The organism is Mesorhizobium sp. WSM1343, from assembly GCF_055901535.1.
This window is the reverse complement of sequence record NZ_CM148370.1, coordinates 1,300,695-1,327,163: the sequence shown is the minus strand read 5'-3', so window position 1 is coordinate 1,327,163 and position 26,469 is coordinate 1,300,695. Positions and strand designations below refer to the sequence as shown.

Genomic DNA, 26,469 nt, shown 5'->3' with positions numbered 1-26,469 from the left:
GAAAAGGTCAGATCTGGATGGAGTGTTGGGAGCGACGTTTTCCACCGCAATCATCCACCGAAATGCGGGACGCGTGGCAATAAGTGACGATCCACACAACCGGTGGAGAGAGCGATCCCGGGAACCTACAAAGTAGGTGGGCGCCGTGTGAGAAAACCCACGGGTCTTCCCAGGGACAGCTCCCTAAGGATCGTTAAGGCCCCGGGGAAAATGTTCTCCTGCCGGGAAGCACAGACCGTCCCGCCCAATATAGGCTGCCGGCCGGCTAAGCGCCAGTGAGACGGGCACTCTTTCCGTGTTGGGTTCAGGCCCTCGCGCCGCCAACACCTCACCCTTGCACAGGCACGGCCTCGTCCTTACGGTCGCGATGACCAACCGAGGAGCAAGAATGCGTTTCGAAGGCACGGCGGCCTATGTCGCCGACAAGGATCTGATGGTGGCCGTCAATGCGGCGATCGCGCTGGAGCGGCCCTTGCTGGTCAAGGGCGAGCCCGGCACCGGCAAGACGGAACTGGCCCGCCAGGTGGCGGCTGCACTCGGCCTCGACCTCATCGAATGGCACGTCAAGTCGACGACGCGGGCGCAGCAGGGCCTGTACGAATATGATGCCGTCTCGCGGCTGCGCGACAGCCAGTTGGGCGACGAGCGCTTTAACGACATCAGGAACTACATCAAGCGCGGCAAACTCTGGGAGGCTTTCGCCGCCGGCAGGAAGGTCGTGCTCTTGATCGACGAGATCGACAAGGCCGACATCGAATTCCCAAACGATCTCCTGCAGGAACTCGATCGGATGGAGTTCTTCGTCTACGAGACCGGCGAAACCATCCGCGCCGCCGTCAGGCCGATCGTCATCATCACCTCCAACAACGAGAAGGAGTTGCCGGACGCGTTCCTGCGCCGCTGCTTCTTCCATTACATCCGCTTTCCCGACGTCGACACGCTGCACAGAATCGTCGACGTCCACTATCCCGGCATCAAGCAGAACCTGGTTCGGGCAGCCCTCACCCAGTTCTACGAGATCCGCGAAGTGCCGGGGCTGAAGAAAAAACCGTCGACCTCCGAGGCGCTCGACTGGATCCGCCTGCTGGTCGCCGACGATATCGCGCCCGAGGATCTGCGCGCCGACCCGAAGAACGCGTTGCCCAAGCTGCATGGCGCATTGTTGAAGAACGAACAGGATGTCCATCTGTTCGAGCGGCTTGCCTTCATGGCGCGCAGGCAAGGGTGAGGCGCCGGGCACTGGCTACGATCGAGCTTCGCTTGCGCCCTGAGCACGATGACGGTCCCTTGCCTCTTGCGGCGCGACGTTTCTGGGGCCGAAGACGACGAAGCTGATGACGGCAAGGGCAAGAACGCCGATCCCGCTATAGAGCATCACCCAGCCAAAACCGTTGACCAAGGCGGCATGCGCAAGCGCGCCGGACGGGTCGAGGGTCGCCAGCCTGGGCGAATATTGCGAGAGGCCATCGAGATTTCCGGTGGCGATCTTTTCCGCCAACGCGCGCAATTCGTCCGGGTCAAGGGCCGTGCCCAATGCGGTTTTGAGATAGGAAGCAATTCCCTGCGTCAACAGCAGGCCCAGCACCGCGATGTTGATGGCGAGCGTGATCAGCCGCGCGCTGATATCGATGCCCGAAGCCATGCCGGCGCGATCCGGCGACACCGAACCCGTCGTGATGTTGGTGGTCGGTGAGTTGGTGAGGCCGATACCGATACCGGCGATCAGCGTACCGGGCAGCATGGTCAGCCAGCTGGCTCCCTCAAGGCTCGAACCTATCCTCATGGCGATAAAGCCGACCCCCAATGTCAGCAACCCGAGCGGGATCGCCACCCGCGCCTGATAGCGGGCGCGCAGGCGCTCGGCGGTCGAGGACATCAGCATCAGGGGAAGCGTGTAGACGAGCAGCAGCAGGCCGGTCGTGGTGCTGTCGTAGCCGAGCACACCCGAAAAATAGATCGGCAGATAGATGATGAACGGCCAATAACTGAAATTCATGCCGATGCCGCCCATGATCGCTCCCGAAAATTGACGGATCCGGAACACCGAGAAATCGAACATCGGGTAGGGGCTGATCTTCTCGGCAACGAGGAACGCGGCGAAGGCCAGCACGGCAGCACTTGCTACGCCGATGCGGGCGCCAGAGCCGAGATCGGCCCCTTGCGTGATCAGATAGGAGAAGCCGAACACCGCGAACGAGAGCGTCAGGATACCGGCACGGTCAAGCTTCTGGGCATTGCGGTCGCGCGATTCGGTGACGCCGGCACCGATGAAGACCAGGGCAAGGAGGGCAAGCGGCACATGGATGAGGAACACCCACTGCCAGTTCGAGAATGCGACGATCAATCCACCGATGGCGGGACCAAAGCCAAGCCCGATGCCCGACACGACGCTCCAGGCCACAAAAGCCTTGCCGCGTTCGCTGCCGTCCTGAAACTGGTGGGACAAGACGGCCACGCTGCAAGTGAACATCGCCCCTCCCGCCAGGCCTTGCAGGAAGCGTGCAATGATGAGGAGCGGAGCGCTCGCTGCGAGGCCGCACAGCAATGAGGCCAGGCCGAAGGCGATGGTGGCGATCACCATCACGCGTTTGCGGCCGAAGCGGTCGGCCAGCGTTCCTGTCGCCATCAGCACCGTGGTGCAGGCAATGGTGTAGGCGTTCATGATCCATTGCAGATCCTTGAAGTCGGCGGCGAGCACGCTTTCCAGTTTCGGAAGGATCACCGGGACGCTGGAGATTTCGAGGCCGAACAGCAGCGAGGCAAGGCAGGCCCCGGCAAGCGCAACGGTGTTTCGGTTGATTTGAAACGTCATGTCGATCACTTTCTGTCGAAGCATTCTGGAACCGGGCTGGCTCTTCAAACTGCGGTCGAGATGACATAGACGAGGCTTGACCATGAAAAAAGACTATGCATTTCTATTTCAGAGATAACAAAATGGAATGCCGGAGATGGCCAGTCTCGATGTCGATGCCGTGCGCACTTTCGTCATGGTGGCCGACCTGCAGAGCTTCACCCGGGCGGCTGCAGCACTTGGCAGCACCCAGGCGACGATCAGCGTCAAGTTGCGGCGGCTCGAGGAAAAGCTCGGCGCACGTTTGATCGAACGAACCCCGCGCCGCGTGGCACTGTCGGAAAGGGGGGCTGTCTTCCTGCCCGTGGCCCGCGAATTCCTTGCCGCCCATGAACGCGCCGTCGCGGAATTTTCCGCGGCGCCATGTCGGCTTGCGCTCGGCTTCGTCGATCATGTCGCGGGGCCTGAGCTTTCCACGCTGATCGCCCAGCTTCATGCCCACGATCCGTCGCTCGCGCTCAACATACGGATCGATACCAGCTCCATGCTGGAAGACGCTTTCGATCGCGGCGAACTCGATGCGGTGATTGTGCACCAGGAAGATGACAGTCGACGCGGTGAAGCTTTGTCGCGCACCCACTATGGCTGGTTCGCGGCACCTGGCTTCGAATGGCGACCAGGCACGCCCCTGCGCCTGGCTCTTTTAAGCACCAGATGCAATTGCCCGGACCGTATGAGAGCGGTCGAGGCGCTGGACCGGGCAGGCATCGCCTGGAATGAGGCTTTCGTCGGCGGCGGCGGCGCTGCCGTCAACATCGCGGTATCGGCGGGCTTTGCCCTTTCCGCCCTCGCTTACCGGGTTGTGCCCCCGGGCTTGATCGAGGTGGGCCGCAAACTCGGCCTGCCACCAATTCCCCCGTCCGAGATCGTTTTGCAGTCGCACGCTCTGCCGCCGCGGGCGCGGGAGGCGCTGCACATGCTCGCGACCGCTTTTCGCGAATATAGTTCGCCTGCCGAATAGGAAGGGTGTTCCTGATCCCGATTCTATTGGTATGGATCGGGTTCCAGACTTCAGAGGGAACGAAATGTCCGAGATAATCGTCCGCCCGCTCGCGCAGTCCGACCACGCCGATTGGCGGCGCCTGTGGACCGACTATCTCACCTTCTATGAGACGAAGCTGCCGGAAGAGGTCTACGCCGTCACCTGGAAGCGGCTGTTCACTCCGGGCGAATTCGAGCCAAAAGGCTTCATCGCCACACTGGACGGCAAGGCGGTCGGTCTCACGCACTACCTGTACCACCGCTCCGGCTGGTCGGAGAAAAACAACTGCTATTGCAGGATTTGTTCGCCGACCCGGATGTGCGCGGCAAGGGGATCGGCGCCGCCCTTATCAACGCAGTGAAGGAAGAGGCGGCAAAGATCGGCGTCAAGAATGTCTACTGGATGACGCACGAGACCAACGCCACCGCGCGCAAGCTTTACGACCACGTCGCCCGCCGCACGGGCTTCATCGAGTATGATTTGCTGTAACCGGCCATGTTCATCCCCTTCTTCCTTGAACTGAAGGCTGCACGCGTTCCCGTCTCGCTCAGGGAATATCTGTCGCTGCTGGAAGGGCTGGAAGCCGGGCTGGTCGACTACGACGTCGAAGGTTTTTACTACCTCGCCCGTGCGGCGCTGGTGAAGGACGAGCGCCATATCGACCGCTTCGACCAGGTGTTCGCGCATGTCTTCAAGGGCATCGAAGCACTGGGCGGGCCGGATGCAGTCGATATCGCCAACATCCCCGAGGAATGGTTGCGCCGCCTCGCCGAAAAGCACCTGACCGACGAGGAGAAAAAACTGGTCGAGGCGCTCGGCGGTTTCGAGAAACTGATGGAGACATTGAAACAGCGGCTGCAGGAGCAAAAAGGCCGTCACCAGGGCGGCTCGAAATGGATCGGCACCGGCGGAACCTCGCCATTCGGCGCCTATGGCTACAATCCCGAAGGCGTGCGCATCGGCCAGCATGAAAGCCGCAACCGCCGCGCGGTGAAGGTCTGGGACAAGCGCGAGTTCAAAAATTTCGACGATGCCGTGGAGCTCGGCACGCGCAACATCAAGGTCGCACTGAAGCGCCTGCGCCGCTGGGTGCGCGAGGGTGCCGAGGAGGAGTTCGACCTGTCCGGCACTATTCACGCCACTGCCGAACATGGCTATCTCGACGTGCGGACGCGGCCAGAGCGACGCAACGCGGTGAAGCTTTTGATGTTCTTCGATGTCGGCGGTTCGATGGACGACCACATCAAAGGCGTCGAGGAGCTGTTCTCGGCCGCCCGCGCCGAATTCCGCCAGCTCGAATATTTCTATTTTCACAACTGCCTCTATGAGGGCGTGTGGAAGGACAATCGCCGCAGGCATGCCGAGGTGATTCCGACCTTCGACCTGCTTCACAAATACGGTCCGGACTACAAGGTGATCGTCGTCGGCGACGCCTCGATGAGCCCTTACGAGATCGCTCACCCCGGCGGTTCGGTCGAGCACTGGAATCCGGAGGCGGGCAGCGTCTGGCTCGGCCGTCTGCTGCAGCAATGGCCGAACGCGGTATGGCTGAACCCCGAAGACCCCAAGAACTGGGGCTACACCCACTCGATTGCGATGATCCGCGACATCTTCGGCGGCCGCATGTTCCCGCTGACGCTGGCCGGGCTTGAGGGCGCGACCAAGCAGCTTTCAAGAAAGCACTGAAAGACCGACAGGAGATCCGATGACCTGCTTCCTCTGCCTGCAATGCGGCGTCCAGTTCGCGGCGACAGAGACGCCGCCAGAACATTGCCCGATCTGCGAGGACGAGCGCCAATATGTGCGCTGGGAGGGCCAAGCGTGGATCACGCCGGAGGAACTTGCCGAAGGACACCGGCTTGTAATGAAGGACGATGCCGGCGTTCTCGCCTTCGGCATCGAGCCGCGCTTCGCCATCGGCCAACGGGCGCTGCTGGCGCAGACGCCACACGGCAACGTGCTGTGGGACTGCGTTTCGATGGTCAGCGACGAGGCGGTGGCCGAGATCAACCGCCGCGGTGGCCTGGCGGCGATCGCCATCTCGCACTGCCACTATTATTCGGTGATGGCCAGTTGGAGCGAGGCGTTTGGCGGCGTGCCGATTTATCTCCATGCCGATGACCGCCAATGGATCATGCGACCGCACAAGGCGATCGTCAGTTGGGAAGGCGAGACGCTGGCCATAAACCCTTCGCTGACGCTCATCCGCTGCGGCGGCCACTTTGCCGGCGGTCAGGTACTGCACTGGAAACGCGATGTCGGCGACGTCTTGCTGGCCGGCGATATCTTGCAGGTGACGCCGACGCGCCGCCATGTCAGCTTCATGTACAGCTATCCGAACTACATTCCGCTCAATGCAGCGGCCGTGCGCCGCATCGCGGCGGCACTGGAGCCATTCGCGTTCGACCATATCTATGGTGCATGGTGGAACCAGAGTGTCATCGGGGGCGCAAAAGCGGCCTTGGCTGCTTCGGTCGATCGCTATCTCAGGGCGATCGCATAAAGATCACGATCGAAAATGCGGGCAAATCGCGTAACAAATGCCTATCTTGGTGCGAATATGAGGTTGCAATCCGCGCATGATCCGAACCTCCGGTTCGGAAAGGATTATGCGCAAAACCAAAGTACTACAGCGTCCTTTGCGCGTCCGATGGGCGCGCGGCGCTGTAGTGGCGAGCCGGCAAGGCTGAGGAGATCACATGGACACCCACACCTACCCTGTAACCCGCACCGACGCCGAATGGCGCGCCCGGCTGACGCCGGAGCAGTATGCCGTCATGCGCGGCCACGGCACCGAGCGGCCGGGAAGCTGCGCTTTGCTCTACGAGAAGCGCGCCGGCACCTTTTCCTGCGTCGGCTGCGACCAGCCTTTGTTTGAATCCAAGCTGAAGTTCGAGAGCGGCACCGGCTGGCCGAGCTTCAACGACCCGGTGCCGGGTTCGGTCGAAAACACCGTCGACCGCAGCTACGGCATGGTTCGCACCGAATGCCATTGCGCCCGCTGCGGCAGCCATCTCGGCCATGTTTTCGAGGATGGCCCGCCGCCGACCGGCCTGCGCTATTGCATCAACGGCGTGGCGCTGAAATTCGAGCCGGCGGCCTGAACCGAAATTCGATTGAATGAATGAAAAGGGCGGTTGCGGCCGCCCTTTTCATTGCCCCCCGGCCGAACGCGGTGGGCGCCCGTGTCCGCTCTCAGACCACGACCGTCAGGATCAGCCATAATGTGGCGCCGAGCGTCATCAGTGAGGCCTTGGCGCCACCGGCCTTTTCCGTGGTTCGCCATACGGAAAAGGTCAGAAAGAGGTTGTAGGGCACCGGTGCGAAATGCACCGCCAGAACCAGCGCCAGCGGCAGCTTCAGTCCGAGCAGGACGATCGCGGCCACCAGAGATGCTACGTTGAGCGCCGTGCCGACAAGAACAAGGTCGCGCCAGAACAGCCGGTCGAGCGGCACCTGGCCTTGCCAGCGTGAGCGGAAAAAGGAGCCGATACCCTCTGGCAACACCGGATGTCTATCCCTGCCTCAGGACTTCGGTTACCGCGCGCTCGAAACGCGAACATTCGGTCACCAGCCAGTCGGCCATGGCTGGCCAGTTGTCCTCGGCATAGCAGTTCACCCGCCACATCGAATTGATGCCGAGATCCTCGCAACTCTGTTCCGGCCTGAGCTTCAGCCGGGCTTCGATATCAGGCTGGAACGGTTTCAACCGCGACCACGCTTGCGTGGCGCCGAACTTCTCGTTGCGGCCGAAGAAGACGCCGACCTGGCTCTGCGCCGGCGCGACATACATGGAAAGGACCAAGGCGAAATCGGGCAGCCCGCGCTGCCAGAACCAGGGTCCGCGCCTCGCCATCAGAGCCCTTTCTTCCGGATGCCGCTCGGCGAACAGCGTCCAGAAGCCGCGCTGGCGGAATTCAGAGGCGCGGCGGGCGCCGAAGTCGAATTCGCTCATGGCTCGATGCTCGCTCCGGCATCATGCTCGGCCGGAGACTGTTTCGAAATTCGCTCCGGCGAGTCATATGGTGGTGGTTTCGAGAACCGGAGCGGAGCGTACTTAAAGTACGTGAGCTCAGTTCTACTGCATTGCAGTAGAACTAGGGAAGCGCAGAAAACGCCACCAGATGGCCGCCGGAGTAGAATTTCCAGACGGTCTCTACACCATGCCGAGTGCGGCCTTATACAGATCGAGGATGGTTTCCTCTTCCTGACGCTCGGCCTGGTCCTTCTTGCGCAGCCGGATGATCGTGCGCATCGCCTTGGTGTCGAAGCCTGTGCCCTTGGCCTCGGCGAACACTTCCTTGATGTCGTCGGAAATGGTCTTCTTCTCTTCCTCGAGCCGCTCTATGCGCTCGATGAAGGCACGCAGCTGGCCGGCGGCAACAGTCTGGCTGGTATCGGTGATATCGTCGGCCATATTTTTCTCCACATCGTTTCTGCGCCGCGACTCGGGATGCATGCAGCGGCGAATTGAGCGGGCTCGATGCCCGACCGGCGGCGGCGGGTCAAGCTGTTATCGATGATCGAACTGATGCTGCCGCCACGATGCGGACAGCGATCCCCAGGAAGGTATCAATTAGCTGAAAGCGATCAGCAGATCCTTGGCATCGATCTGGTCGCCTGCCTTGACCAGCACCTCGGCGACCGTGCCGTCGCGCTCGGCATGCAGCGCCGTCTCCATCTTCATCGCTTCGATGGAAAGCAGCACGTCACCGGCCTTCACAGCCTGGCCGGCAGCCACCGAAAGCGCAGAAACGACGCCCGGCATCGGTGCGCCGACATGCGCCTCGTTGCCGGGTTCGGCCTTGCGGCGGGCCTTGGCGGCGGACGCGCCATGCGCCCGGTCAGGCACCTTGACACGGCGCGGCTGGCCGTTGAGCTCGAAGAACACGGTGACCATGCCCTTCTCGTCGACATCGCCGATGGCCAGGCAGCGCACCACCAGCGTCTTGCCCTTCTCGATGTCGACGAAGATCTCGTCTTCCGGCTTCATGCCGTAGAAATACGTCGGCGTCGGCAGCACGCTGACCGGCCCATAGGTTTCCTGCGCGCCGGCGAAATCCGTGAACACCTTCGGATACATCAGCCACGAGGCGAATTCGAATTCCGACAGCTTGCGCTCGAGCTTCTCCTCGATTTCCTTGCGGTTGGCCTTGAGGTCGGCTGGCTTGAGAAGCGAGCCGGGCCGCACCGTGATCGGCTTGTCGCCTTTGAGCGCCTTCCTCTGCAGCGCCACCGGCCACCCGCCTGGCGACTGGCCGAGGTCGCCGCGCAGCATCGAGACGACCGAATCCGGGAAGGCGATATCCCTATCCGGGTTTTCGACATCGGCAACGGTCAGGTCCTGGCTGACCATCATCAATGCCATGTCGCCGACGACCTTGGACGACGGCGTCACCTTGACGATGTCGCCGAACATCAGATTGACGTCGTGATAGGTCTGCGCCACCTCGTGCCAGCGCGTCTCCAATCCGAGCGAGCGAGCCTGTTCCTTCAGATTGGTGAACTGGCCGCCCGGCATCTCGTGCAGATAGACTTCCGAGGCCGGCCCCTTGAGGTCGCTTTCGAAGGCGGCGTACTGGTTGCGCACCGCTTCCCAGTAGAACGAGATCTTCCTGATCCATTGCGGGTCGAGACCGGGGTCGCGTTCGGTGCCCTTCAGCGCCTCGACGAGTGAGCCAAGGCATGGCTGCGAGGTGTTGCCGGAGAAGGCATCCATCGCCGCGTCTATGGCGTCGACGCCGCTTTCCACCGCCGCCAGCACCGTCGCCGCAGACAGGCCCGACGTGTCGTGGGTGTGGAAATGGATCGGCAGGTCGGTCGCCTCGCGCAGCGCCTTGAACAGCACGCGTGCTGCGGAAGGCTTCAGCAGGCCGGCCATGTCCTTGACGGCGATGATGTGGGCGCCGGCCGCCTGCAATTCCCTGGCTAGGCCGACATAGTATTTGAGGTCGTATTTCGCCCGCGCCGGATCGAGGATATCGCCGGTGTAGCAGATCGCCGCTTCGATCAGCTTGCCTTCGGCTCCGACCGCATCCATGGCGACGCGCATGTTGTCGACCCAGTTCAGGCAATCGAAGACCCGGAACAGGTCGATGCCACCGCTTGCTGCCTGCTTGACGAAATGCTGCACGACATTGTCGGGATAGTTGGTGTAGCCGACGCCATTGGCACCGCGCAGCAGCATCTGCAACAGCAGATTGGGCGCCGCCTCGCGCACCAGCGACAGCCGCTCCCACGGATCCTCGGTGAGGAAGCGCATGGCGACGTCGAAGGTGGCGCCACCCCAGCATTCCAGCGATAGAAGCTGCGGCAAGGCACGCGCATAGGTACCGGCGATGCCGGCAATGTCATGCGTGCGCATGCGCGTCGCCAGCAGCGATTGATGGCCATCGCGCATCGTCGTGTCGGTGACCAGAACCTCCTTCTGATCGCGCATCCAGGCGGCGAACTTCTGCGGGCCCAGCACATCCCGCTTCTGCTTGCTGCCGCCGGGCACATTGCCGTTGAGGTAAGGCACCACGGGTGCCGCGGCGTCGGCCTTCGGCTGCGGCCGGCCGCGCGTCTCGGGATGGCCGTTGACGCTGACGTCGGCGAGATAGTTGATGAGCTTGGTGGCGCGGTCCTGGCGCTTGACCTGCTGGAACAGTTCCGGCGTCGTGTCGATGAACTTGGTCGTGTAGGAATTGTCGGCGAAGCTCGGATGGTTGATGATCGCTTCGAGGAAGGTCAAATTGGTGGCGACGCCGCGGATGCGGAACTCGCGCAGCGCCCGATTCATGCGGGCGATCGTCTCGGCCGGCGTCGGCGCCCACGCCGTCACCTTCTCCAGCAGCGGATCGTAGAAGCGGGTGATGACCGCGCCCGAATAAGCGGTGCCGCCGTCGAGGCGGATGCCGAAGCCCGTCGCGCCGCGATAGGCGGTGATGCGGCCGTAATCCGGGATGAAATTGTGCTCGGGATCTTCCGTGGTGATGCGGCACTGCAGCGCGTGGCCGTTCAGCCTTATGTCCTTCTGCGCCGGCACGCCTGATTCCGGTGTGCCGATGGCAAAGCCGTCGAGGATATGGATCTGCGCCTTGACGATATCGATGCCCGTCACCTGCTCGGTGACGGTGTGCTCGACCTGGATGCGCGGGTTGACCTCGATGAAATAGAATTGGCCGGTGTCGGCATCCTGCAGGAACTCGACCGTGCCGGCGCCGATATAGCTGGTCTCGCGGGCGATCTTGAGCGCATGGCCGCAAAGCTCCTCGCGCTGCGACATTTCGAGATAGGGCGCCGGCGCCCGCTCGACGACCTTCTGGTTGCGGCGCTGGATCGAACAGTCGCGCTCGAACAGGTGCACGGCATTGCCATGGGTATCGCCCAGCACCTGCACCTCGACATGACGGGCGCGTTCGATCAGCTTTTCGAGATAGACCTCGTCCTTGCCGAAGGCGGCTTTCGCCTCGCGCTTGCCTTCGGTGACTTCACGGGCAAGGTCGGCTTCGGCGCGGATGGCCCGCATGCCGCGGCCGCCGCCGCCCCATGATGCCTTCAGCATCACCGGATAGCCGATTTCCTTGGCCAGTGTCTTGACCGTCTCCATGTCATCCGGCAACGGATCGGTGGCGGGGATCACCGGCACGCCGACCTCGATGGCGAGATTGCGCGCCGCGACCTTGTTGCCGAGCCGCCGCATTGTATCCGGCCTCGGCCCGATGAAGGTAATGCCGGCTTCGGCACAGGCGTCGGCGAATTCGGGACTTTCCGACAACAATCCGTAGCCGGGATGGATAGCATCGGCACCCGACAGCCTGGCGACGCGGATCACCTCCTCGATCGACAGATAGCTTTCGATCGGCCCCATGTCCCTGGTCAGATGCGGCCCGCGTCCGACCTGGTAGCTCTCGTCGGCCTTGAAGCGATGCAGGGAGTATTTGTCTTCCTCCGCCCAGATCGCCACGGTTTTGAGCCCGAGTTCGTTGGCCGCGCGGAAGACGCGAATGGCGATTTCGGACCGGTTGGCGACGAGGATCTTCGTGATGGCCAAGGACTGGGCTCCAGCGACGGAAGGAAGAGAAATCGGCGCAATGATTAGCGTGAAAATGCTGCAGTGCAAACGAAATTGACGCGCATTTAAACCGATTGAAATGGAATCACTGCGCCAAGGACCTTTCCCATTCCTCCGAACAGCCAAAAAAGAGCCGGCTTTCCGGTTAATGCACGATCATTGCCCGGCTAAGCATCGGCTCCACCGGCCGCCCCTGAACATGACGATGGCAAAAGAAAATGCCCGGCGCGAGGCGCCGGGCATCCGTAAATGGTCTGGAGACTGACGAGCTTACATCTTCTGGACGTAGGTGTACTTGCCGTCGTCGCCCTTCTTCCATTCGTACATGACGTAGCCGGGCAGCGTCGGATCGCCCTTGGCGTCATAGGACAGGTCGCCGAGAACGGTCTTGAAGGGGCCGTTTTCATGCAGCGCCTTGGCAACTGCCTGCGGGTCGTTCGACTTGGCAGCGGTCGCTGCTTCCGCGATCGCCTGCACGGCGGCGTAGGAGTAGAGCGTGTAGGCTTCCGGCTCGAAACCCTGCGCGCGGAACTTCTCGACGAGTTCCTTGTTGGCGGGGATCAGGCGCGGATCCGGGCCGAACGTGTTGAGCGTGCCCGCAACTGCGTCGCCAGCGATCGAAGCCAGTTCGTTCGACACGATGCCATCGCCGGAAACCAGCGTTGCCTTGAGGCCCTGGTCGGCCGCCTGACGGATGATCAGGCCGGCTTCGGTGTGCAGGCCGCCCCAATAGATGATGGAAACGCCGGCTTCCTTCATCTTGGCGATCAGCGCCGAGAAGTCCTTGTCGCCGACATTGATGCCTTCATACATGACTTCCGTCACGCCCTTGGCGTTCATCGCCTTCTTGGTTTCGTCGGCAAGGCCCTGACCGTAGGTGGTCTTGTCGTGAACGACAGCGATCTTGGCGTCCTTGAAGTTGGCGGCGAGATACGCGCCGGCAATGCTGCCCTGCTGGTCGTCGCGTCCGCAGGTGCGGAACACGTTCCACAGACCGCGCTCGGTGAATTGCGGGTTGGTCGCGGCCGGCGTCACTTCGACGATGCCGTTTTCCGCATAGACTTCAGATGCCGGGATAGAGACGCCGGAGTTGAAGTGGCCGACCACGAACTTGACGCCGTCGCCGACGAACTTGTTGGCGACCGAGATACCCTGCTTCGGATCGGAGACGTCGTCGCCGACTTCGAGCTTGATCTGCTCGCCGTTGATGCCGCCCTTGGCATTGATGTCGGCGACAGCAGCTTCCGCCCCCTTCTGCAGCTGCGCGCCGAAGGCGGCGTTCGGACCGGTGATCGGGCCCGCGACGCCCATCATTACGTCAGCCCACGCGCTGCCGCCGAACGCGACAAGCGCGGTCAGGGCGACGGCGGACAAAAGTGACTTTTTCATTTAAACGCTCCCATTAACGGAGTGGGCGTGGATGAAGCTTTCATGCGATGCCCACCCTTATCGCAGAAAGCATAGTTTGCCGATTTTCAGGCACTTGTCACGCCGATTCAATTTCGAGACGGCGTTAATGATGAACGTCAACCTTTCGGTTTCCAGCTCAAGAGTGAAGCTCTTTCGTAGAGCCAATTATACTGTGTCACCATCTGGTTGGTGCGCGTGTATTGATAGCCGACGAAGCCGAGGATCATCAGCACGATGGTGTCGACGACATAATAATGCAGCGAGAACATGGTGCCGCCGAACAGCGCGTGATGGATGAAGCGGATCGCGATGCCGAGGCCCAGCACATAGGCGAACAGCTGGATGAAGCTGCGCCACGTCTGGGCACTGGCCTTGCCCGTCATCCACGCCGCCCAGCCGCCGAGCAGACAGGTGACGAAGAAGAACTGCCAGATCGAGGGTTCCTCGTAAAGAATGCCCTGCATGGTGAAGTCTCCCTAGCATGATCCCGAAAAGTTGCGGACTTTCCGGACAAAGATCATGCGACAAACAAACAATCTGGAGCGGAATAGCGGTGCACGCATTCCGCTTCGAACTCAGTGGTGTCCGCCCTCGAGATAGGCGGCGCGCACTTCCGGATTGGCGAGCAGTTCCTTGCCGGTGCCGCTCATCGTCACATTGCCGTTGACCATGACGTAGCCGCGCGTGGCGAGCTTGAGCGCGCCGAAGGCGTTCTGCTCGACCAGGAACACGGTCAGCCCCTGGGTGCGGTTCAGTTCGCGGATGGCGTCGAAGATCTGCTTGACGATCAGCGGCGCGAGACCCAGCGACGGCTCGTCGAGCAAAAGCAGCTTCGGCCGTGCCATCAGCGCGCGTCCGATCGACAGCATCTGCTGCTCACCGCCCGACAGCGTGCCACCGCGCTGGGTGATGCGCTCCTTCAAACGCGGGAACAGCGTGAACACCTTCTCGACGTCCTCGTCATAGTGCTTGAGGTTGTCGAGGCTGGCGCCCATCTGCAGGTTTTCCATCACCGTCATGCGCGGAAAGATCCGCCGGCCCTCGGGCGATTGGGCAATGCGCATGCGCGCGATCTCGTGCGTCGGCATCTGAGTTATGTCGGTGCCGGCAAAGGTGATAGTCCCGGCGCGAGCCCGCGGCGCACCGAAAATAGTCATCATCAGCGTCGACTTGCCGGCGCCATTGGCACCGATCAGCGCCACGATCTCACCCTGCTTGACGGTGACATCGACGCCGTTCAGCGCCCGGATGTTGCCGTAATAGGTCTGCACGCCCTTGATATCGAGCAGCGTTGTCGCGGCCATCACTTGCCCCCTCCACGCTTGCCCGCCACGGGCTTGGCAGCGGTCTTGCTCGCGGTCTTTCCGGAGGCTGCCTTTGCAGTCTTTGCGGAAGCATGGCTCGTCGCCACCTTGCCCGCATCGACGCGGCGCGAAAATTCCGTGTCCCTGCCCTGGCCGAGCAGCCTGGCCTGTTTAACCCATTCCTCGCGCGCGATACGTCCGTCAAAAGCAAGATAGGCTTCGGCGGCCTCGACGTCGGCCTTTTTCCAGGCGCCGATCTGGTCGAAGTGGAAGATGCCGTGATCGTTGAGCTTCTTCTCGTTGACCGTACCGATGCCCTTTATGCGGGTCAAATTGTCGGCCTTGCCGCCGCGAGGCGCAGCCAGCCGGTTGGAGATCTCTCCAGTCTTCGCCGCAGGCTTGGCGGATGCGGTCGACTTCGCCGCCGTGCCGGTTGCCGCCTTCGACGTCGCTTTCGGAGCAGGCTTTGCCTTCGCCGGCGGCACGGCTGCCAGCGAGGCTGCCTTGTTTGCCGCGGCGAGCGACCTGGCGTCGACCTGACCGGCCTTTGACGCTCCCTTGGCCACCGTAACCCGCTCGCCCGAACTATGGCCTACCGTGTCGGTCACCGGCCCGGCGAGATAGGACGACGATGTTCCCGGACCGTGCGCGGCATCCGGCCCCGTATCGAGCTGTTCGATGACATCTTCGTCGCCGACTTCGGTAAGGACCGCTTCGACTTCCTCGTCGTCGACGCCGAGATAGGCGGCGATGACGCGCGGATCGGTGCGCACCGACTGCGGACTGCCGTCGGAGATCTTGCGGCCATACTCCAGCACCACGACATGGTCGGAGATCTGCATGACCACCGACATGTCGTGCTCGATCAACAGGATCGAGGCGCCGGATGTGTTCTTGATGTCGATCAGCAGCTCATTGAGCGCCGCCGATTCCTTCGGATTGAGGCCGGCCGCCGGCTCGTCGAGGCACAGAAGCTCGGGTCCCGTGCACATGGCGCGAGCGATCTCGAGACGGCGCTGCGCGCCATAGGGCAGGTCGCCGGCCGGGTCGTCGGCACGGTCGACAAGATCGGCCTTTTCCAGCCAATGCTTGGCGAGCTCCACCGATTCGGCCGAGGCCTTGCGATAGCCACTGAAGCCGAACAGGCCAAGCACCGTGTAGCCCGATGCCTTCATCAGTTTGTTGTGCTGGGCGACCAGCAGGTTCTCCAGCAGGGTCATGCCGGAGAACAGGCGGATGTTCTGGAAGGTGCGCGCCACCTTGGCGCGCGCCGGGATTTCATGGTTGGGTAGCCGCTCGAGCAGGAAGGTCGAACCATCGTTCCGGTTGAGCGTGATCATGCCTTCCGAGGGCTTGTAGAAGCCGGTGATGCAATTGAACACCGTGGTCTTGCCGGCGCCGTTGGGGCCGATCAGCGCGGTGATCTCGCCGCGCTTGGCGGCGAAAGACAGATCCCCGATGGCCACCAGGCCACCGAACTTCATCGACAGATGATCGACCTGAAGGATAGCGTCGTTCATGCCCGAAGCGGCTTTCTGAACAGGGTTCGCATTCATCAGCCGTGTCCTTCCTTGGTGAAGGAGCTTGAGACGGCCTTTCGCTCCTTCAGGAAGGCGGTTGGTTCACGACTGCCGACGAAGCCGCGCGGCTTCCACAGCATGACGATGACCATGGCCATGCCGAACAGCAGCATGCGGTAGAGTTCCGGTGTGAAGTCCGGTCCGAAGACCTGCTTGAGGAAGTCGAGTTCGCGCAACGCCTCGGTGCCGCCGATCATCACCATTGCGGCGACCGCTATGCCGACCAGCGAGCCCATGCCACCGAGAACCACGATGGCCAGGATGATGGCCGATTCCAGGAAGACGAAGGATTCCGGGCTGACGAAGCCCTGCCGTGCGGCGAAGAATGCGCCGGCGAAGCCGCCGAACATCGCACCCGTGGCAAAGGCCGTAAGCTTCGTGGTGGTGGTGTTGATGCCGAGCGAGCGGCAGGCGATCTCGTCCTCGCGCAACGCTTCCCAGGCACGGCCGACCGGCATGCGCCGCAGCCGGATGGTGACGAAGGCTGTCAGCAGCGCCAGCGCCAGGATCAGGTAATAGAGGAAGATCTTGTAGTAGGCGCTCGATGTCGCCAGATGCAGCACCTTGGCGACGTAATTGGGGTCCGACACGTTGAAGGTCATCAGGCCGAAGAAGGTGACCTTCGGGATGCCGGAAATACCGGCTGAACCGTTGGTGACCTCCCGCCAGTTGATCAGCACCAGGCGGATGATCTCACCGAAAGCCAAGGTGACGATCGCCAGGTAATCGCCGCGCAGGCGCAGCACCGGGAAACCGAGCAGCACGCCCCAGAAGGCGGCCATCGCGCCGGCGGCCGGCAAAAGGATCCAGAACGACAGGCCGTACTGCGTGCCGAGCAGCGCATAGGCATAAGCGCCGACCGCGTAGAAGGCGACATAACCGAGGTCGAGCAGGCCGGCGAGGCCAACGACAATGTTCAGGCCCCAGGCCAGCATCACATAGATCAGGATCTGGATGCCGAAATTGTCGACCCATTTCAGCGAGCCTTGCAGTCCGCCGACGAACGACCAGGACATCAGCGACAGGATCGCCACCACCAGGATCGGATAGAGGATCAGCGCGGCAATGCCGAGTTTGGTGAAGTTGGCATGAATGAAGCCGCGGAAATAATAGATCACGCAGGCCAGCACATAGATGACCGACAAGGCGCGCAGGAACTGCAGATAGCCCGCCGGCTCCGCTCCCACCCATCCGACGAGAGAGCTGTTGACCGCAAACAACACCACCGCCGCGACCAAGGCCACGATGAAGGCCGGCAACTGGAAGAAGCGTGACGCCACGCTGGCCGGCAGCAGGCCGGTGGCGACGTCGGTGATCTTCTGGTTGGCCAGGAAGGGCTGTCCATAGGCGACATAGAGGAAGCGCCCGACAGCCGTGGCGATAACCACGGCGGCAAGCAGGCCCCAGCGTGTCGTCAGGACCAGTTCATTGGAAATGTTCTGGCCGGTCTTCAGGCCGATGAACAGCACGAACAGGCCAAACGATATGGCAGCGGCATAGAGCGCCTCACGCAATGCGCGCTGCATGGGGGTGGCGACGGTGTCGCGCTCCGGAGATACGGTGACGGCCATAGTCTCAGACCTTTTCGACTTCTGGCCGGCCCAATATGCCGGAAGGCAGGAAGATCAGCACGATGGCCAGGATCGAGAACGCCGCGACATCCTTGTAGTCGATCGAGAAATAGGCCGACCACATGCTCTCGATGAAGCCGATCATCAGCCCGCCGACCACCGCGCCCGGCAGCGAACCGATGCCGCCCAGCACCGCCGCCGTGAAGGCTTTCACGCCCGGCGTGAAACCATCCGAGAAGGCAATGACGCCGTAATACATCAGGAACAAAGTGCCGGCGACCGCGGCAAGGGCCGCACCCATGATGAAGGTGATCGAGATGGTACGGTCGACATCGATGCCGAGCAGCGCCGCCATCTTGCGGTCCTGCTCACAGGCCCGTTGCGCTCGTCCAAGCGAGGTCTTGTTGACCAGATACCAGAACAGCGCCAGCAGCAGCGCCGTGACGACGACGATGATGATCTGCTTCAGCGACACGCTGATGCCGTTGATGTTGTAAACCTGGCTGACCATCGGCGGGATCGGCTTGTTGCGGGGACCCTGCGTCACCTGGACGAAGTTCGACAGCGCGATCGACATGCCGATGGCAGTGATCAGCGGGGCCAGTCGGAACGAACCGCGCAGCGGCCGGTAGGCCACCTTTTCGATCGTCCAGTTGTAGAGGCTGGTGAGCAGCATCGCCACGATCATCATGATCAGCAGCGCCAGCACAACCGGCACGGAATAGAACAGCGCGCCAAGGGCGAGGAAGACGATCAGTGCCGTGAAGGCACCCACCATGAAGATGTCGCCATGGGCGAAATTGATCATACCGATGATGCCGTAGACCATCGTGTAGCCGATCGCGATCAGCCCATAGATCGATCCCAGCGTCAGCCCGTTGATAAGCTGCTGGACAAAGTACTGCATGTGTACATGGCTCCCCTGGAATGTCGCCCATGCAGACGCATTCCTTTTCGTATTTCCCCTAGTCGTAAAGTTTCGAGCCCGGATTGCAACGTCATTTTTCAATCGTCATGCGTGTTTTCGAAGCGCGCCGCCCGATTGCCCGTTTTCCATCATCCGACCCCTGGACTATCGCGGAACCTACCATTGGCATAACGCAATGTCTTTGACGATTCGACCGCATCATGCGCCCCGTTTCGAAGAAATCGCCGTCAAAATTAGGTGATGAAAGGAATCCTTGCGTTTTTGGCACGATCCATTTTTCAGGTCGTTGCTTTCCGCAAGGTCAGGATTCCCATCACTTGACAACAAACCCGTGCGCGAACGGGTCGCGGTCGTCGATGAAGATGGTGTTCAGTCCGGTCATCCGCGCCCAGCCGCCGATCGAGGGAATGATGGCCGGCTTGCCGGCCACGCTGACATCCTTTTCGACCTTGCCCTTGAACAGCGAACCGATGATCGATTCATGCACGAAGCTGTCTCCGGCCTTGAGTTTGCCCTTGGCATGAAGCTGCGCCATGCGCGCCGAGGTGCCGGTGCCGCAGGGCGAGCGGTCGATCGCCTTGTCGCCGTAGAACACGGCATTGCGGGCATCCGCCCCATCCACCGTCGGCGCACCGGTCCACAGCATGTGCGACAGCCGGTTGATGCCAGGATTTTCCGGATGCACGAAGGAATATTTCTCGTTGAGCCGCTGCCGCACCACCGGGCTCCAGGCGATGAAGTCGCCCGCCGAATGATCGGCCATGTCGCGATAGTTCTCCTGCGGTTCGACGATGGCGTAGAAGTTGCCGCCATAGGCGACGTCGACGGTGATTTCACCGAGCCCAGGGCATTCGACCGTCAGCCCCTCGGCATGGAGGAAGGATGGCACATTGGTGATGCGCACCTCCTCGACATAGTCGCCGACCTGCTTGTATTCGGCGACGACCAGCCCGGCCGGCGTGTCGAGCCTGAGCACGCCCGGCGTCTTTGGTTTGATCAGTCCGTGCTCGATGGCCATCGTCACCGTACCGATCGTGCCATGGCCGCACATCGGCAGGCAGCCGGAGGTTTCGATGAACAGGATGGCGATGTCGCAATCCTCGCGCGTCGGCGGATAGAGGATCGAACCGGACATCCCGTCGTGGCCGCGCGGCTCGAACATCAGCCCGGTGCGGATCCAGTCATACTCGGCCAGAAAATGCGCACGCCGCTCCATCATCGTCGCGCCCTGCAACAGCGGGCCGCCGCCGGCGACCAGCCGCACAGGATTGCCGCAGGTGTGGCCGTCTATGCAGAAGAAGGATTTCTTGGCCATGACGCTCCTCGAAAATCAAAAACCCGAAAAAATCAAAATCGTTGCGGACTGAAGGGGGCCAGATCGATCGGCGGAGTCTGCCCCAGGACAAGATCCCTGATCAACCGTCCGGTGGCCGCCGCCTGGGTCAGGCCGAGATGGCCATGGCCGAAGGCATAGACCACCGACCGCTTTCCCGGCGCGCCGCCGATGACGGGCACTGAATCCGGCAGCGAGGGGCGGAACCCCATCCATTCGCGCCCGCCCGAGAGATCGAGCCCCGGCAGGAATTTCTGTGCCTTCTGCAGCAGCGCCTTCGACCTGGCATAATTGGGCGGCCGCTCGATGCCGCCGAGTTCGACGGCGCCGCCGACGCGCAGGCCCGTTTCGAGCGGCGTGACGACGAAACCATGGCCGGAGAAGATCAGCATCCGCTTCACGTCGAAGGCACTCGTGGGCAAGGTGGTGTTGTAGCCGCGCTCGGTCTCCAGCGGAATGCGATCGCCGAGTTGCTTCGCTAGCAGATGCGACCAGGCGCCGGCGGCGACGACGAGGTGCCGGGCCTGTCTGGTCGTGCCGTCTGCCAACGTCAGCGTCGCTCCATCCTGATCCGCCGCGACTTGGCTGATCCGGACCAGCTCAAAGCGAGCGCCCTTGGCCTGCGCATAGGTCCACACCGCTTTGCCCAGCAGTTTCGGGTCGGCGACCGTCTTCCATCCCGGCACGAATGTGCCTTTGATGAAGCGCGGCGACAGCCCCGGCTGCAAGGCGGCCAGTTCCTCGCCCTCGACGTGGCGGAAACCGATGCCGAAACGCTTACGCGCCGCCCAGCCGGGCAGCCCGGCCTGAAATTCGGCTTCGCTTTCGTAAAGCTCGAGCGAGCCATCCTCGCGCAGCATCGACCGCGTGCCGGAGCGATCGAGCAAGCCCATCCACTCCGCCTCGGCAAGCTTCATCATGCCTGCTTGAGCGGCAAGGCTCGCCTCGTATTTCCCCGGCGCACCGGCGCGCCAGAAGCGGATCAGCCAGGGCAGAAGCGTCGGCAGGTAGGCGGGCGGGATGCTGAGCGGGCCGAGCGGATCGGCCAGCCATTTCGGCAGCTGCCGCATCATGCCCTTGTGCGCCAGCGGCAGCACGTCGGAGAAGGCGAAGGCGGCGGCATTGCCCGAGCTCGTCTCCTCGCAAATGCCTGTGCGATCGAAGACGGTGACCCTGCGTCCCGCCTCAGCGAGAGAAGCAGCGGCACAGATACCGATGATGCCGCCACCGACGATGGCTATGTCCAACCCTTCTCCCCGTTCACGGGGAGAAGGCGCCCGAAGGGCGGATGAGGGGCTGCGCCCCGCTTCTGTCGACTTGGAATTTCCTTGCACGTGGGCGCTGCCCCTTATCTGGCTGCCACCATCTTCTCCCTGCGAACAGGAAGAAGAAGCCTCAGAACTGCGGCAGTGTCGGCCGCACCGCGAGCGCATCCTTGACGATCTTCTCGACGGACTTGCGGCGATCGCCAGACAGCGGCTGTCGCGGCATACGAACGCGGTCATTTGTGTTGATCGCGAACACTTCGGCAAGCTTGATGTTTTGGACCAGATAGGTCGAGACGTCGAGATCGAGCAGCGGCCGGAACCAGCGGTAGATGCCGAGCGCCTCTTCGCGGCGACCCTGCTTCATCAGCTGGTAGATGGCGACCGTCTCGCGCGGGAACGCGGTGACCAGTCCGGCCACCCAACCGATGGCGCCGACCGACAGCGCCTCGAAGGCCAGATTGTCGACGCCGGTGAACAGGTCGTAGCGAGTGCCCAGGCGATTGATGATCTCGGTCGAACGACGGATGTCGTCGGAGGATTCCTTGATCGCGACAAAGCGCTCGTCCGACGCCAGCTCCTCCATCTGGTCGACGCTGACGTCGACGCGGTAGGCAAGCCGGTTGGAGTAGATCATGACCGGCAGGTCGCCAGCCTGCGCGACCGCGCGCAGCGCCGCGACCGTCTCTTCCGCATTGGTGTGGTAGATCGGGCTCGGCACGACCATCAGGCCGTTGGCGCCTTCCCGGCTCGCGCGCTTGGCGATGCTGGCCGCCTCGCGTGTGCCGGCCTCGTTGACCGTCAGCAGCACCGGCTTCTTGCCGGCGACCTTTTGTGCGGTCTTCAGCACCTCGATCTTCTCATCGGGCGACAGCATCGGCCCCTCGCCGAGCGATCCGCAAACGATGATGCCGTCGCAGCCAGCTTCCATCTGCAGGTTGAAGCAACGCTCCATCTCGGCATGATCGAGGCGATCATCCGCGGTGAATTTGGTCGTGACGGCAGGAAAAACTCCGGTCCACATGATCATCTCTCCATCTGATATATCACTGGTATATCTATTAACAAACCCGCTGTCAATGCGGAATCCGTTATGATATATTCAAGATATATCAGGAGAGCGCATTTGATATCCACGGCAGCAAGCACCTCGGCGGAGCCGGCCGCGACCAGGGCCTACCATGTGCTCGAGCACATGATCGTCACGCTCGAACTGGCCCCGGCAAGCTTCGTCACCGAGGGCGCCCTGATCGACAGGCTCGGGCTTGGCAGGACACCGGTGCGCGAGGCGATCCAGCGGCTGGCCTGGGAAGGGCTGCTCGACATCAGGCCGCGCGCGGGCATCGCCATCGCCCCGCTGCATCCCGGCGACTGGCTGCGCGTGCTCGATGCGCGTCGCGGCGTCGAGGTGGTGCTGGCCCGCTCGGCCGCCCGCTTCGTCACCCGCGAGGCCGCCGACCTGTTTCACGAAGCAGCGCTTGCCATGCAGAAAGCGGTGATCTCGGGCAACGTGCTTGCCTTCATTCAGGCCGACAAGGCACTTGACGAAGCGTTGGCGCTGGCTGCCGACAATCCCTTCGCCGCCCGTTTGGCCGCCCCGTTGCAGACCCACAGCCGCCGCTTCTGGTTCCGCTACAAGGCCGAGACCGGTCTTGCCGAATCCGCCGAGCACCATGTCGCGCTGATCCGCTCGATCCTTGCCGGCGACGAGGAGGCCGCGGCCAAGGATGCCAAACGCCTGATGGCGCTGCTGCGCGGCCACGCCGAAACGGCGGCGACGCGCTGAACGTCTTTTAATCCGATGCGCTTTCGTCGCCGGTGCTTCCTCGAAGCTCGGATCAGGTCCCTGGCAAGGCAGCCGCCGCCATCAACGAACCGTCCCAGCCTTCGCCCGCCGTGATGACGCAGCTCTGACCATGCGTGTCGGTGGCAAGGATCGTCCAGGTGCCCTGGTCGGAGACGAATATCTCAAGAATGACGCTCGGGTTGACCAGGCCGCGCGCAGCCTCGCTTTCGTGGAATTTTTCCCCGAGCGCTTTGATCATATCCGCACGGGCTGCGCATTGCTCCGCCATCGCCGGGACGGCGGCAAACGCGGAAACCGCCGCGAAAAATAGCGTTGCCACAAGACGGGTCATCTGACACCTCCTTGCGCCAGACGATGTCCCCGAAGCTGTCGCCAGCGCCGTTGCTTGATCTGCCGTACCTCCTTGCGGCAGGACTGCAAACCAAGACGGCAGATGCCCACTTGGTTCCATCACATTAGCGTTCACGCAGATAGGGTCGTCGCCGGACTGCAAAAAAGCCCGGGCGCGAGCGCCCGGGCCTCAAATTCAAAATCAATCTGTTGTCCGGTCAGTTCATCGTCGGGATGACGAATTCGGCACCGTCCTTGATGCCTGCCCGCGCGACCGCAGCCGAAGGCGAGGACGCGCAACCAGGAAATCGTCCGGTTAGTTCATCGTCGGGATGACGAATTCGGCACCGTCCTTGATCCCGGACGGCCAGCGCGAGGTCACCGTCTTGGTCTTGGTGTAGAAACGGAACGCGTCCGGGCCGTGCTGGTTGAGGTCGCCGAAGGAAGACGCCTTCCAACCGCCGAAGGTGTAGTAGGCGATCGGCACCGGGATCGGCACATTGATGCCGACCATGCCGACCTGGACACGGCTTGCGAAATCGCGCGCGGCATCGCCGTCACGAGTGAAGATGGCGACGCCATTGCCCATCTCATGGTCGTTGGCGAGCTTGATCGCGCTCTCATAGGTCGGCGCGCGCACAACCGACAGCACCGGCCCAAAGATCTCTTCCTTGTAGATGCGCATGTCCGCGGTGACGTTGTCGAACAGGCAGCCGCCCATATAGTAGCCGTCTTCATAGCCCTGCATGGAGAAGCCGCGGCCGTCGACGACCAGCTTGGCGCCTTCCTTGACGCCGGTGTCGACATAGCCCTTGACCCGCTCCAAGGCTTGGCGCGTCACCAGCGGGCCGAAATCGGCGGAAGAGTCGGTCGAAGGACCGACCTTCAGGCTTTCGACGCGCGGGATCAGCTTTTCCATCAGCCGGTTGGCGGTGTCGTTGCCGACCGGGACGGCAACCGAGATCGCCATGCAGCGTTCGCCGGCCGAGCCGTAGCCGGCGCCGATCAGCGCGTCGACCGTCTGGTCCATGTCGGCATCGGGCATGATGATCATGTGGTTCTTGGCGCCGCCGAAGCACTGCACGCGCTTGCCGGCGGCCGTGCCGCGCGAATAGATGTAGTGGGCGATCGGCGTCGAGCCGACAAAGCCGATGGCCTTGATGTCGGGATCGTCGAGGATGGCGTCGACCACGTCCTTGTCGCCATTGACGACATTGAGGATGCCCGCCGGCAGGCCAGCTTCGAGGAACAGTTCGGCGATGCGCATCGGCACGCCCGGATCGCGCTCCGACGGCTTCAGGATGAAGGCGTTGCCGCAGGCGATGGCCGGCGCGATCTTCCACAGCGGGATCATTGCCGGGAAGTTGAACGGCGTGATGCCGGCGACGACGCCGAGCGGCTGGCGCATCGAATAGACGTCGATGCCGGGGCCGGCGCCGTCGGTGAATTCACCCTTCATCATGTGTGGCGCGCCGATGCAGACTTCGACCACTTCGAGGCCGCGCTGGATGTCGCCCTTGGCGTCGGCGATCGTCTTGCCGTGCTCGCGCGCCAGGATGTCGGCCAGTTCGTCATAGTCGCGGGCGACCAGTTCGAGAAACTTCATCAGCACGCGCACGCGACGCTGCGGGTTGGTTGCGGCCCATTTCGGCTGCGCAGCCTTGGCGTTCTCCACCGCAGCGCGCAGTTCCGCCTGTGATGCCAGCGCCACCGTGCCGCGCACGGAGCCGTCCATCGGCTGCATGACATCCTGCTTGCGGCCGCTGGTCCCGGCGACGTGCTTGCCGCCGATGAAATGACCATAGTCGATCATGATTTCTCTCCCTTGTTTGTGATGCTGCATTGTCCGCCTTTGGCCGGCGGATGGCAACGCGACGGAGAACGCAACCGTTGTGCGGAAAGTAGATAGCGGTTGACGGACGAGCATCAATTCTCGCAAATGCGGAGACCCCGTCTGATAGCAGCAGGGATTGAGAGATTGAGTTCCCACCACAGGACGCGGCGTCAGCGATTGTCATCTGGACCATCCCCATGAACTGGGATGACGTCCGCATCTTCCTTGCCGTGGCGCGTGCCGGCCAGATCCTTGGCGCCGCCAAACGGCTGGAGCTCAACCACGCCACCGTCTCACGCCGCATCGCCGCACTCGAGGATGCGCTTCGGACAAAGCTGTTTCGCCGGCTGACCACCGGCAGCGAGCTGACTCCCGCCGGCGAGCGCTTCCTCGACATTGCCGAGCGCATGGAGGGCGACATGATCGCCGCGCGCTCGACCATATCAGGCGAAGGCGACGATGTTTCCGGCACGGTGCGCATCGGCGCCCCGGACGGTTTTGGCGTTGCCTTCCTGGCCAAGCGCCTTGGCGCGCTGACCGCCCTGCACCGCGAGCTGACGATCCAGCTGGTGCCGGTGCCGCGCTCCTTCTCCCTGTCGCGCCGCGAGGCGGACATCGCCATCACTGTCGAGCGGCCGACCGAAGGCCGGCTGGTGGCGGGAAAGCTGGTCGACTATTCGCTCGGCCTGTTTGCCTCGCGCGCTTATGTCGATGCCAATGGTCTGCCCAAAACAGCGGCCGAACTCGGCCAGCACACCCTTATCGGCTATGTGCCGGATCTCATTGTCAGCCCTTCGCTCGATTACGCGGCCGAATTCAGCGCGGACTGGCGCACCAGTTTCGCCATCTCCTCGGCGCTCGGCCAGGCCGAAGCAGTGCGCTCGGGCGCCGGCATCGGCATCCTGCACACCTTCGTCGCCCGCTCGATGCCGGAACTCGTCCCGGTCGATGTCGTGGCACCCATCCGCCGCGCCTACTGGCTGGTCTATCACGAATCGGTCAGGCCGCTGCGCCGCGTCCAGATCGTCGCCAGCTTCATCACCAAGATGGTGGAGCGGGAGCGGAACCTGTTCGTCTGAGGCATGTCGCCCAAAACTGATCTCGGTTTTGGGCGAACGACATGCATAAACTAAGACGCTAAAGCGCATCGCATGAATCCGATCAAACGCGATACGCTTTGGCCGTGCCGCCTTTTCCTTGCCACAAAACCGGCCAGTG

General features: G+C 62.5%; 23 protein-coding genes, 1 other RNA gene and 1 pseudogene. 8 read left to right on the top strand and 17 right to left on the bottom strand.

All coding sequences use genetic code 11. From position 1 onward, the window contains the following. Positions 1-84: 84 nt before the first annotated feature. Positions 85-240, bottom strand: a non-coding RNA gene (ssrS, locus tag AC0NIL_RS06345) — 6S RNA. Between the two features lie 148 nt (positions 241-388). On the opposite strand from ssrS, the gene AC0NIL_RS06340 reads away from it, so the two are divergent. Beyond that, positions 389-1,228 (top strand): AAA family ATPase, encoded by an 840-nt coding sequence (locus tag AC0NIL_RS06340; protein WP_013529106.1) that lies wholly within the window; start codon positions 389-391, stop codon positions 1,226-1,228. Between the two features lie 15 nt (positions 1,229-1,243). On the opposite strand, the gene AC0NIL_RS06335 is transcribed toward AC0NIL_RS06340, so the two are convergent. Then, a complete protein-coding gene (locus AC0NIL_RS06335; protein WP_473572942.1) occupies positions 1,244-2,812 on the bottom strand; it encodes an MFS transporter in 1,569 nt (522 codons plus the stop codon). 136 nt (positions 2,813-2,948) lie between these two features. Between AC0NIL_RS06335 and AC0NIL_RS06330 the strand changes: the two genes are divergently transcribed. From AC0NIL_RS06330 to msrB, 5 genes and pseudogenes are all read left to right on the top strand, one after another. Continuing rightward, complete coding sequence (locus AC0NIL_RS06330; RefSeq protein ID WP_084016371.1) at positions 2,949-3,812, top strand: LysR family transcriptional regulator; 864 nt, start codon at positions 2,949-2,951, stop codon at positions 3,810-3,812. 64 nt (positions 3,813-3,876) lie between these two features. Beyond that, positions 3,877-4,322, top strand: a pseudogene (locus AC0NIL_RS06325) (GNAT family N-acetyltransferase). Positions 4,323-4,328: 6 nt separating this feature from the next. Beyond that, positions 4,329-5,519 carry a vWA domain-containing protein gene (locus AC0NIL_RS06320; RefSeq protein ID WP_473572940.1) on the top strand — a complete coding sequence of 397 codons (1,191 nt, stop codon included), beginning with the start codon at positions 4,329-4,331 and terminating at the stop codon, positions 5,517-5,519. A 19-nt stretch (positions 5,520-5,538) separates the two neighbouring features. Then, positions 5,539-6,336, top strand: coding sequence for an MBL fold metallo-hydrolase (locus AC0NIL_RS06315; protein ID WP_024502897.1), 798 nt, complete (start codon positions 5,539-5,541; stop codon positions 6,334-6,336). A gap of 196 nt (positions 6,337-6,532) precedes the next feature. Beyond that, on the top strand, positions 6,533-6,937 hold the full coding sequence (msrB, locus tag AC0NIL_RS06310) for a peptide-methionine (R)-S-oxide reductase MsrB (RefSeq protein WP_013529102.1): 405 nt from the start codon (positions 6,533-6,535) through the stop codon (positions 6,935-6,937). Between the two features lie 91 nt (positions 6,938-7,028). Here the strand turns inward: msrB and AC0NIL_RS06305 are convergent, their stop codons facing one another. The 13 genes from AC0NIL_RS06305 to AC0NIL_RS06245 all read right to left on the bottom strand — a co-directional run bounded on the left by AC0NIL_RS06305 (position 7,029) and on the right by AC0NIL_RS06245 (position 22,304). Beyond that, entirely contained in the window at positions 7,029-7,340 is a 312-nt protein-coding gene (locus tag AC0NIL_RS06305) for a hypothetical protein (protein ID WP_024502896.1), read from the bottom strand. A gap of 7 nt (positions 7,341-7,347) precedes the next feature. Beyond that, entirely contained in the window at positions 7,348-7,788 is a 441-nt protein-coding gene (locus tag AC0NIL_RS06300; protein WP_013529100.1) for a hypothetical protein, read from the bottom strand. A 201-nt stretch (positions 7,789-7,989) separates the two neighbouring features. Continuing rightward, a complete protein-coding gene (locus tag AC0NIL_RS06295; RefSeq protein ID WP_013529099.1) occupies positions 7,990-8,250 on the bottom strand; it encodes a DUF2312 domain-containing protein in 261 nt (86 codons plus the stop codon). Positions 8,251-8,409: 159 nt separating this feature from the next. Next, positions 8,410-11,868: a pyruvate carboxylase gene (pyc, locus tag AC0NIL_RS06290; protein ID WP_473572938.1), complete on the bottom strand. Its 3,459-nt coding sequence runs from the start codon at positions 11,866-11,868 to the stop codon at positions 8,410-8,412. 291 nt (positions 11,869-12,159) lie between these two features. Continuing rightward, positions 12,160-13,278 carry a branched-chain amino acid ABC transporter substrate-binding protein gene (locus tag AC0NIL_RS06285; RefSeq protein ID WP_013529097.1) on the bottom strand — a complete coding sequence of 373 codons (1,119 nt, stop codon included), beginning with the start codon at positions 13,276-13,278 and terminating at the stop codon, positions 12,160-12,162. A gap of 137 nt (positions 13,279-13,415) precedes the next feature. Next, positions 13,416-13,763, bottom strand: a complete 348-nt coding sequence (locus tag AC0NIL_RS06280; protein ID WP_013529096.1) for a DUF6867 family protein — start codon at positions 13,761-13,763, stop codon at positions 13,416-13,418. Positions 13,764-13,874: 111 nt separating this feature from the next. Beyond that, positions 13,875-14,603, bottom strand: coding sequence for an ABC transporter ATP-binding protein (locus tag AC0NIL_RS06275; protein ID WP_013529095.1), 729 nt, complete (start codon positions 14,601-14,603; stop codon positions 13,875-13,877). Then, positions 14,603-16,159, bottom strand: coding sequence for an ATP-binding cassette domain-containing protein (locus tag AC0NIL_RS06270; RefSeq protein WP_063173264.1), 1,557 nt, complete (start codon positions 16,157-16,159; stop codon positions 14,603-14,605). Before AC0NIL_RS06270 ends, AC0NIL_RS06275 begins: the two co-directional genes overlap by 1 nt. Then, a complete protein-coding gene (gene livM, locus AC0NIL_RS06265) occupies positions 16,159-17,754 on the bottom strand; it encodes a high-affinity branched-chain amino acid ABC transporter permease LivM (protein ID WP_013529093.1) in 1,596 nt (531 codons plus the stop codon). Before livM ends, AC0NIL_RS06270 begins: the two co-directional genes overlap by 1 nt. 4 nt (positions 17,755-17,758) lie before the next feature. Then, a complete protein-coding gene (locus tag AC0NIL_RS06260) occupies positions 17,759-18,661 on the bottom strand; it encodes a branched-chain amino acid ABC transporter permease (RefSeq protein WP_013529092.1) in 903 nt (300 codons plus the stop codon). A gap of 334 nt (positions 18,662-18,995) precedes the next feature. Further along, positions 18,996-19,997, bottom strand: coding sequence for a 4-hydroxyproline epimerase (locus tag AC0NIL_RS06255; protein ID WP_473572935.1), 1,002 nt, complete (start codon positions 19,995-19,997; stop codon positions 18,996-18,998). Positions 19,998-20,029: 32 nt separating this feature from the next. Continuing rightward, complete coding sequence (locus AC0NIL_RS06250; RefSeq protein ID WP_198327565.1) at positions 20,030-21,349, bottom strand: NAD(P)/FAD-dependent oxidoreductase; 1,320 nt, start codon at positions 21,347-21,349, stop codon at positions 20,030-20,032. Positions 21,350-21,410: 61 nt separating this feature from the next. After that, a complete protein-coding gene (locus AC0NIL_RS06245; RefSeq protein WP_024502892.1) occupies positions 21,411-22,304 on the bottom strand; it encodes a dihydrodipicolinate synthase family protein in 894 nt (297 codons plus the stop codon). 69 nt (positions 22,305-22,373) lie between these two features. Here AC0NIL_RS06245 and AC0NIL_RS06240 point away from each other — a divergent pair, with 69 nt between their 5' ends. Further along, positions 22,374-23,066, top strand: coding sequence for a GntR family transcriptional regulator (locus AC0NIL_RS06240; protein ID WP_050596296.1), 693 nt, complete (start codon positions 22,374-22,376; stop codon positions 23,064-23,066). 52 nt (positions 23,067-23,118) lie between these two features. Here AC0NIL_RS06240 and AC0NIL_RS06235 read toward each other — a convergent pair whose 3' ends face one another. Further along, a complete protein-coding gene (locus tag AC0NIL_RS06235) occupies positions 23,119-23,418 on the bottom strand; it encodes a hypothetical protein (protein ID WP_024502890.1) in 300 nt (99 codons plus the stop codon). 315 nt (positions 23,419-23,733) lie between these two features. Further along, positions 23,734-25,230, bottom strand: a complete 1,497-nt coding sequence (locus AC0NIL_RS06230; RefSeq protein ID WP_013529086.1) for a CoA-acylating methylmalonate-semialdehyde dehydrogenase — start codon at positions 25,228-25,230, stop codon at positions 23,734-23,736. 218 nt (positions 25,231-25,448) lie between these two features. On the opposite strand from AC0NIL_RS06230, the gene AC0NIL_RS06225 reads away from it, so the two are divergent. Continuing rightward, on the top strand, positions 25,449-26,330 hold the full coding sequence (locus AC0NIL_RS06225; RefSeq protein WP_013529085.1) for a LysR family transcriptional regulator: 882 nt from the start codon (positions 25,449-25,451) through the stop codon (positions 26,328-26,330). Positions 26,331-26,469 lie beyond the last annotated feature (139 nt).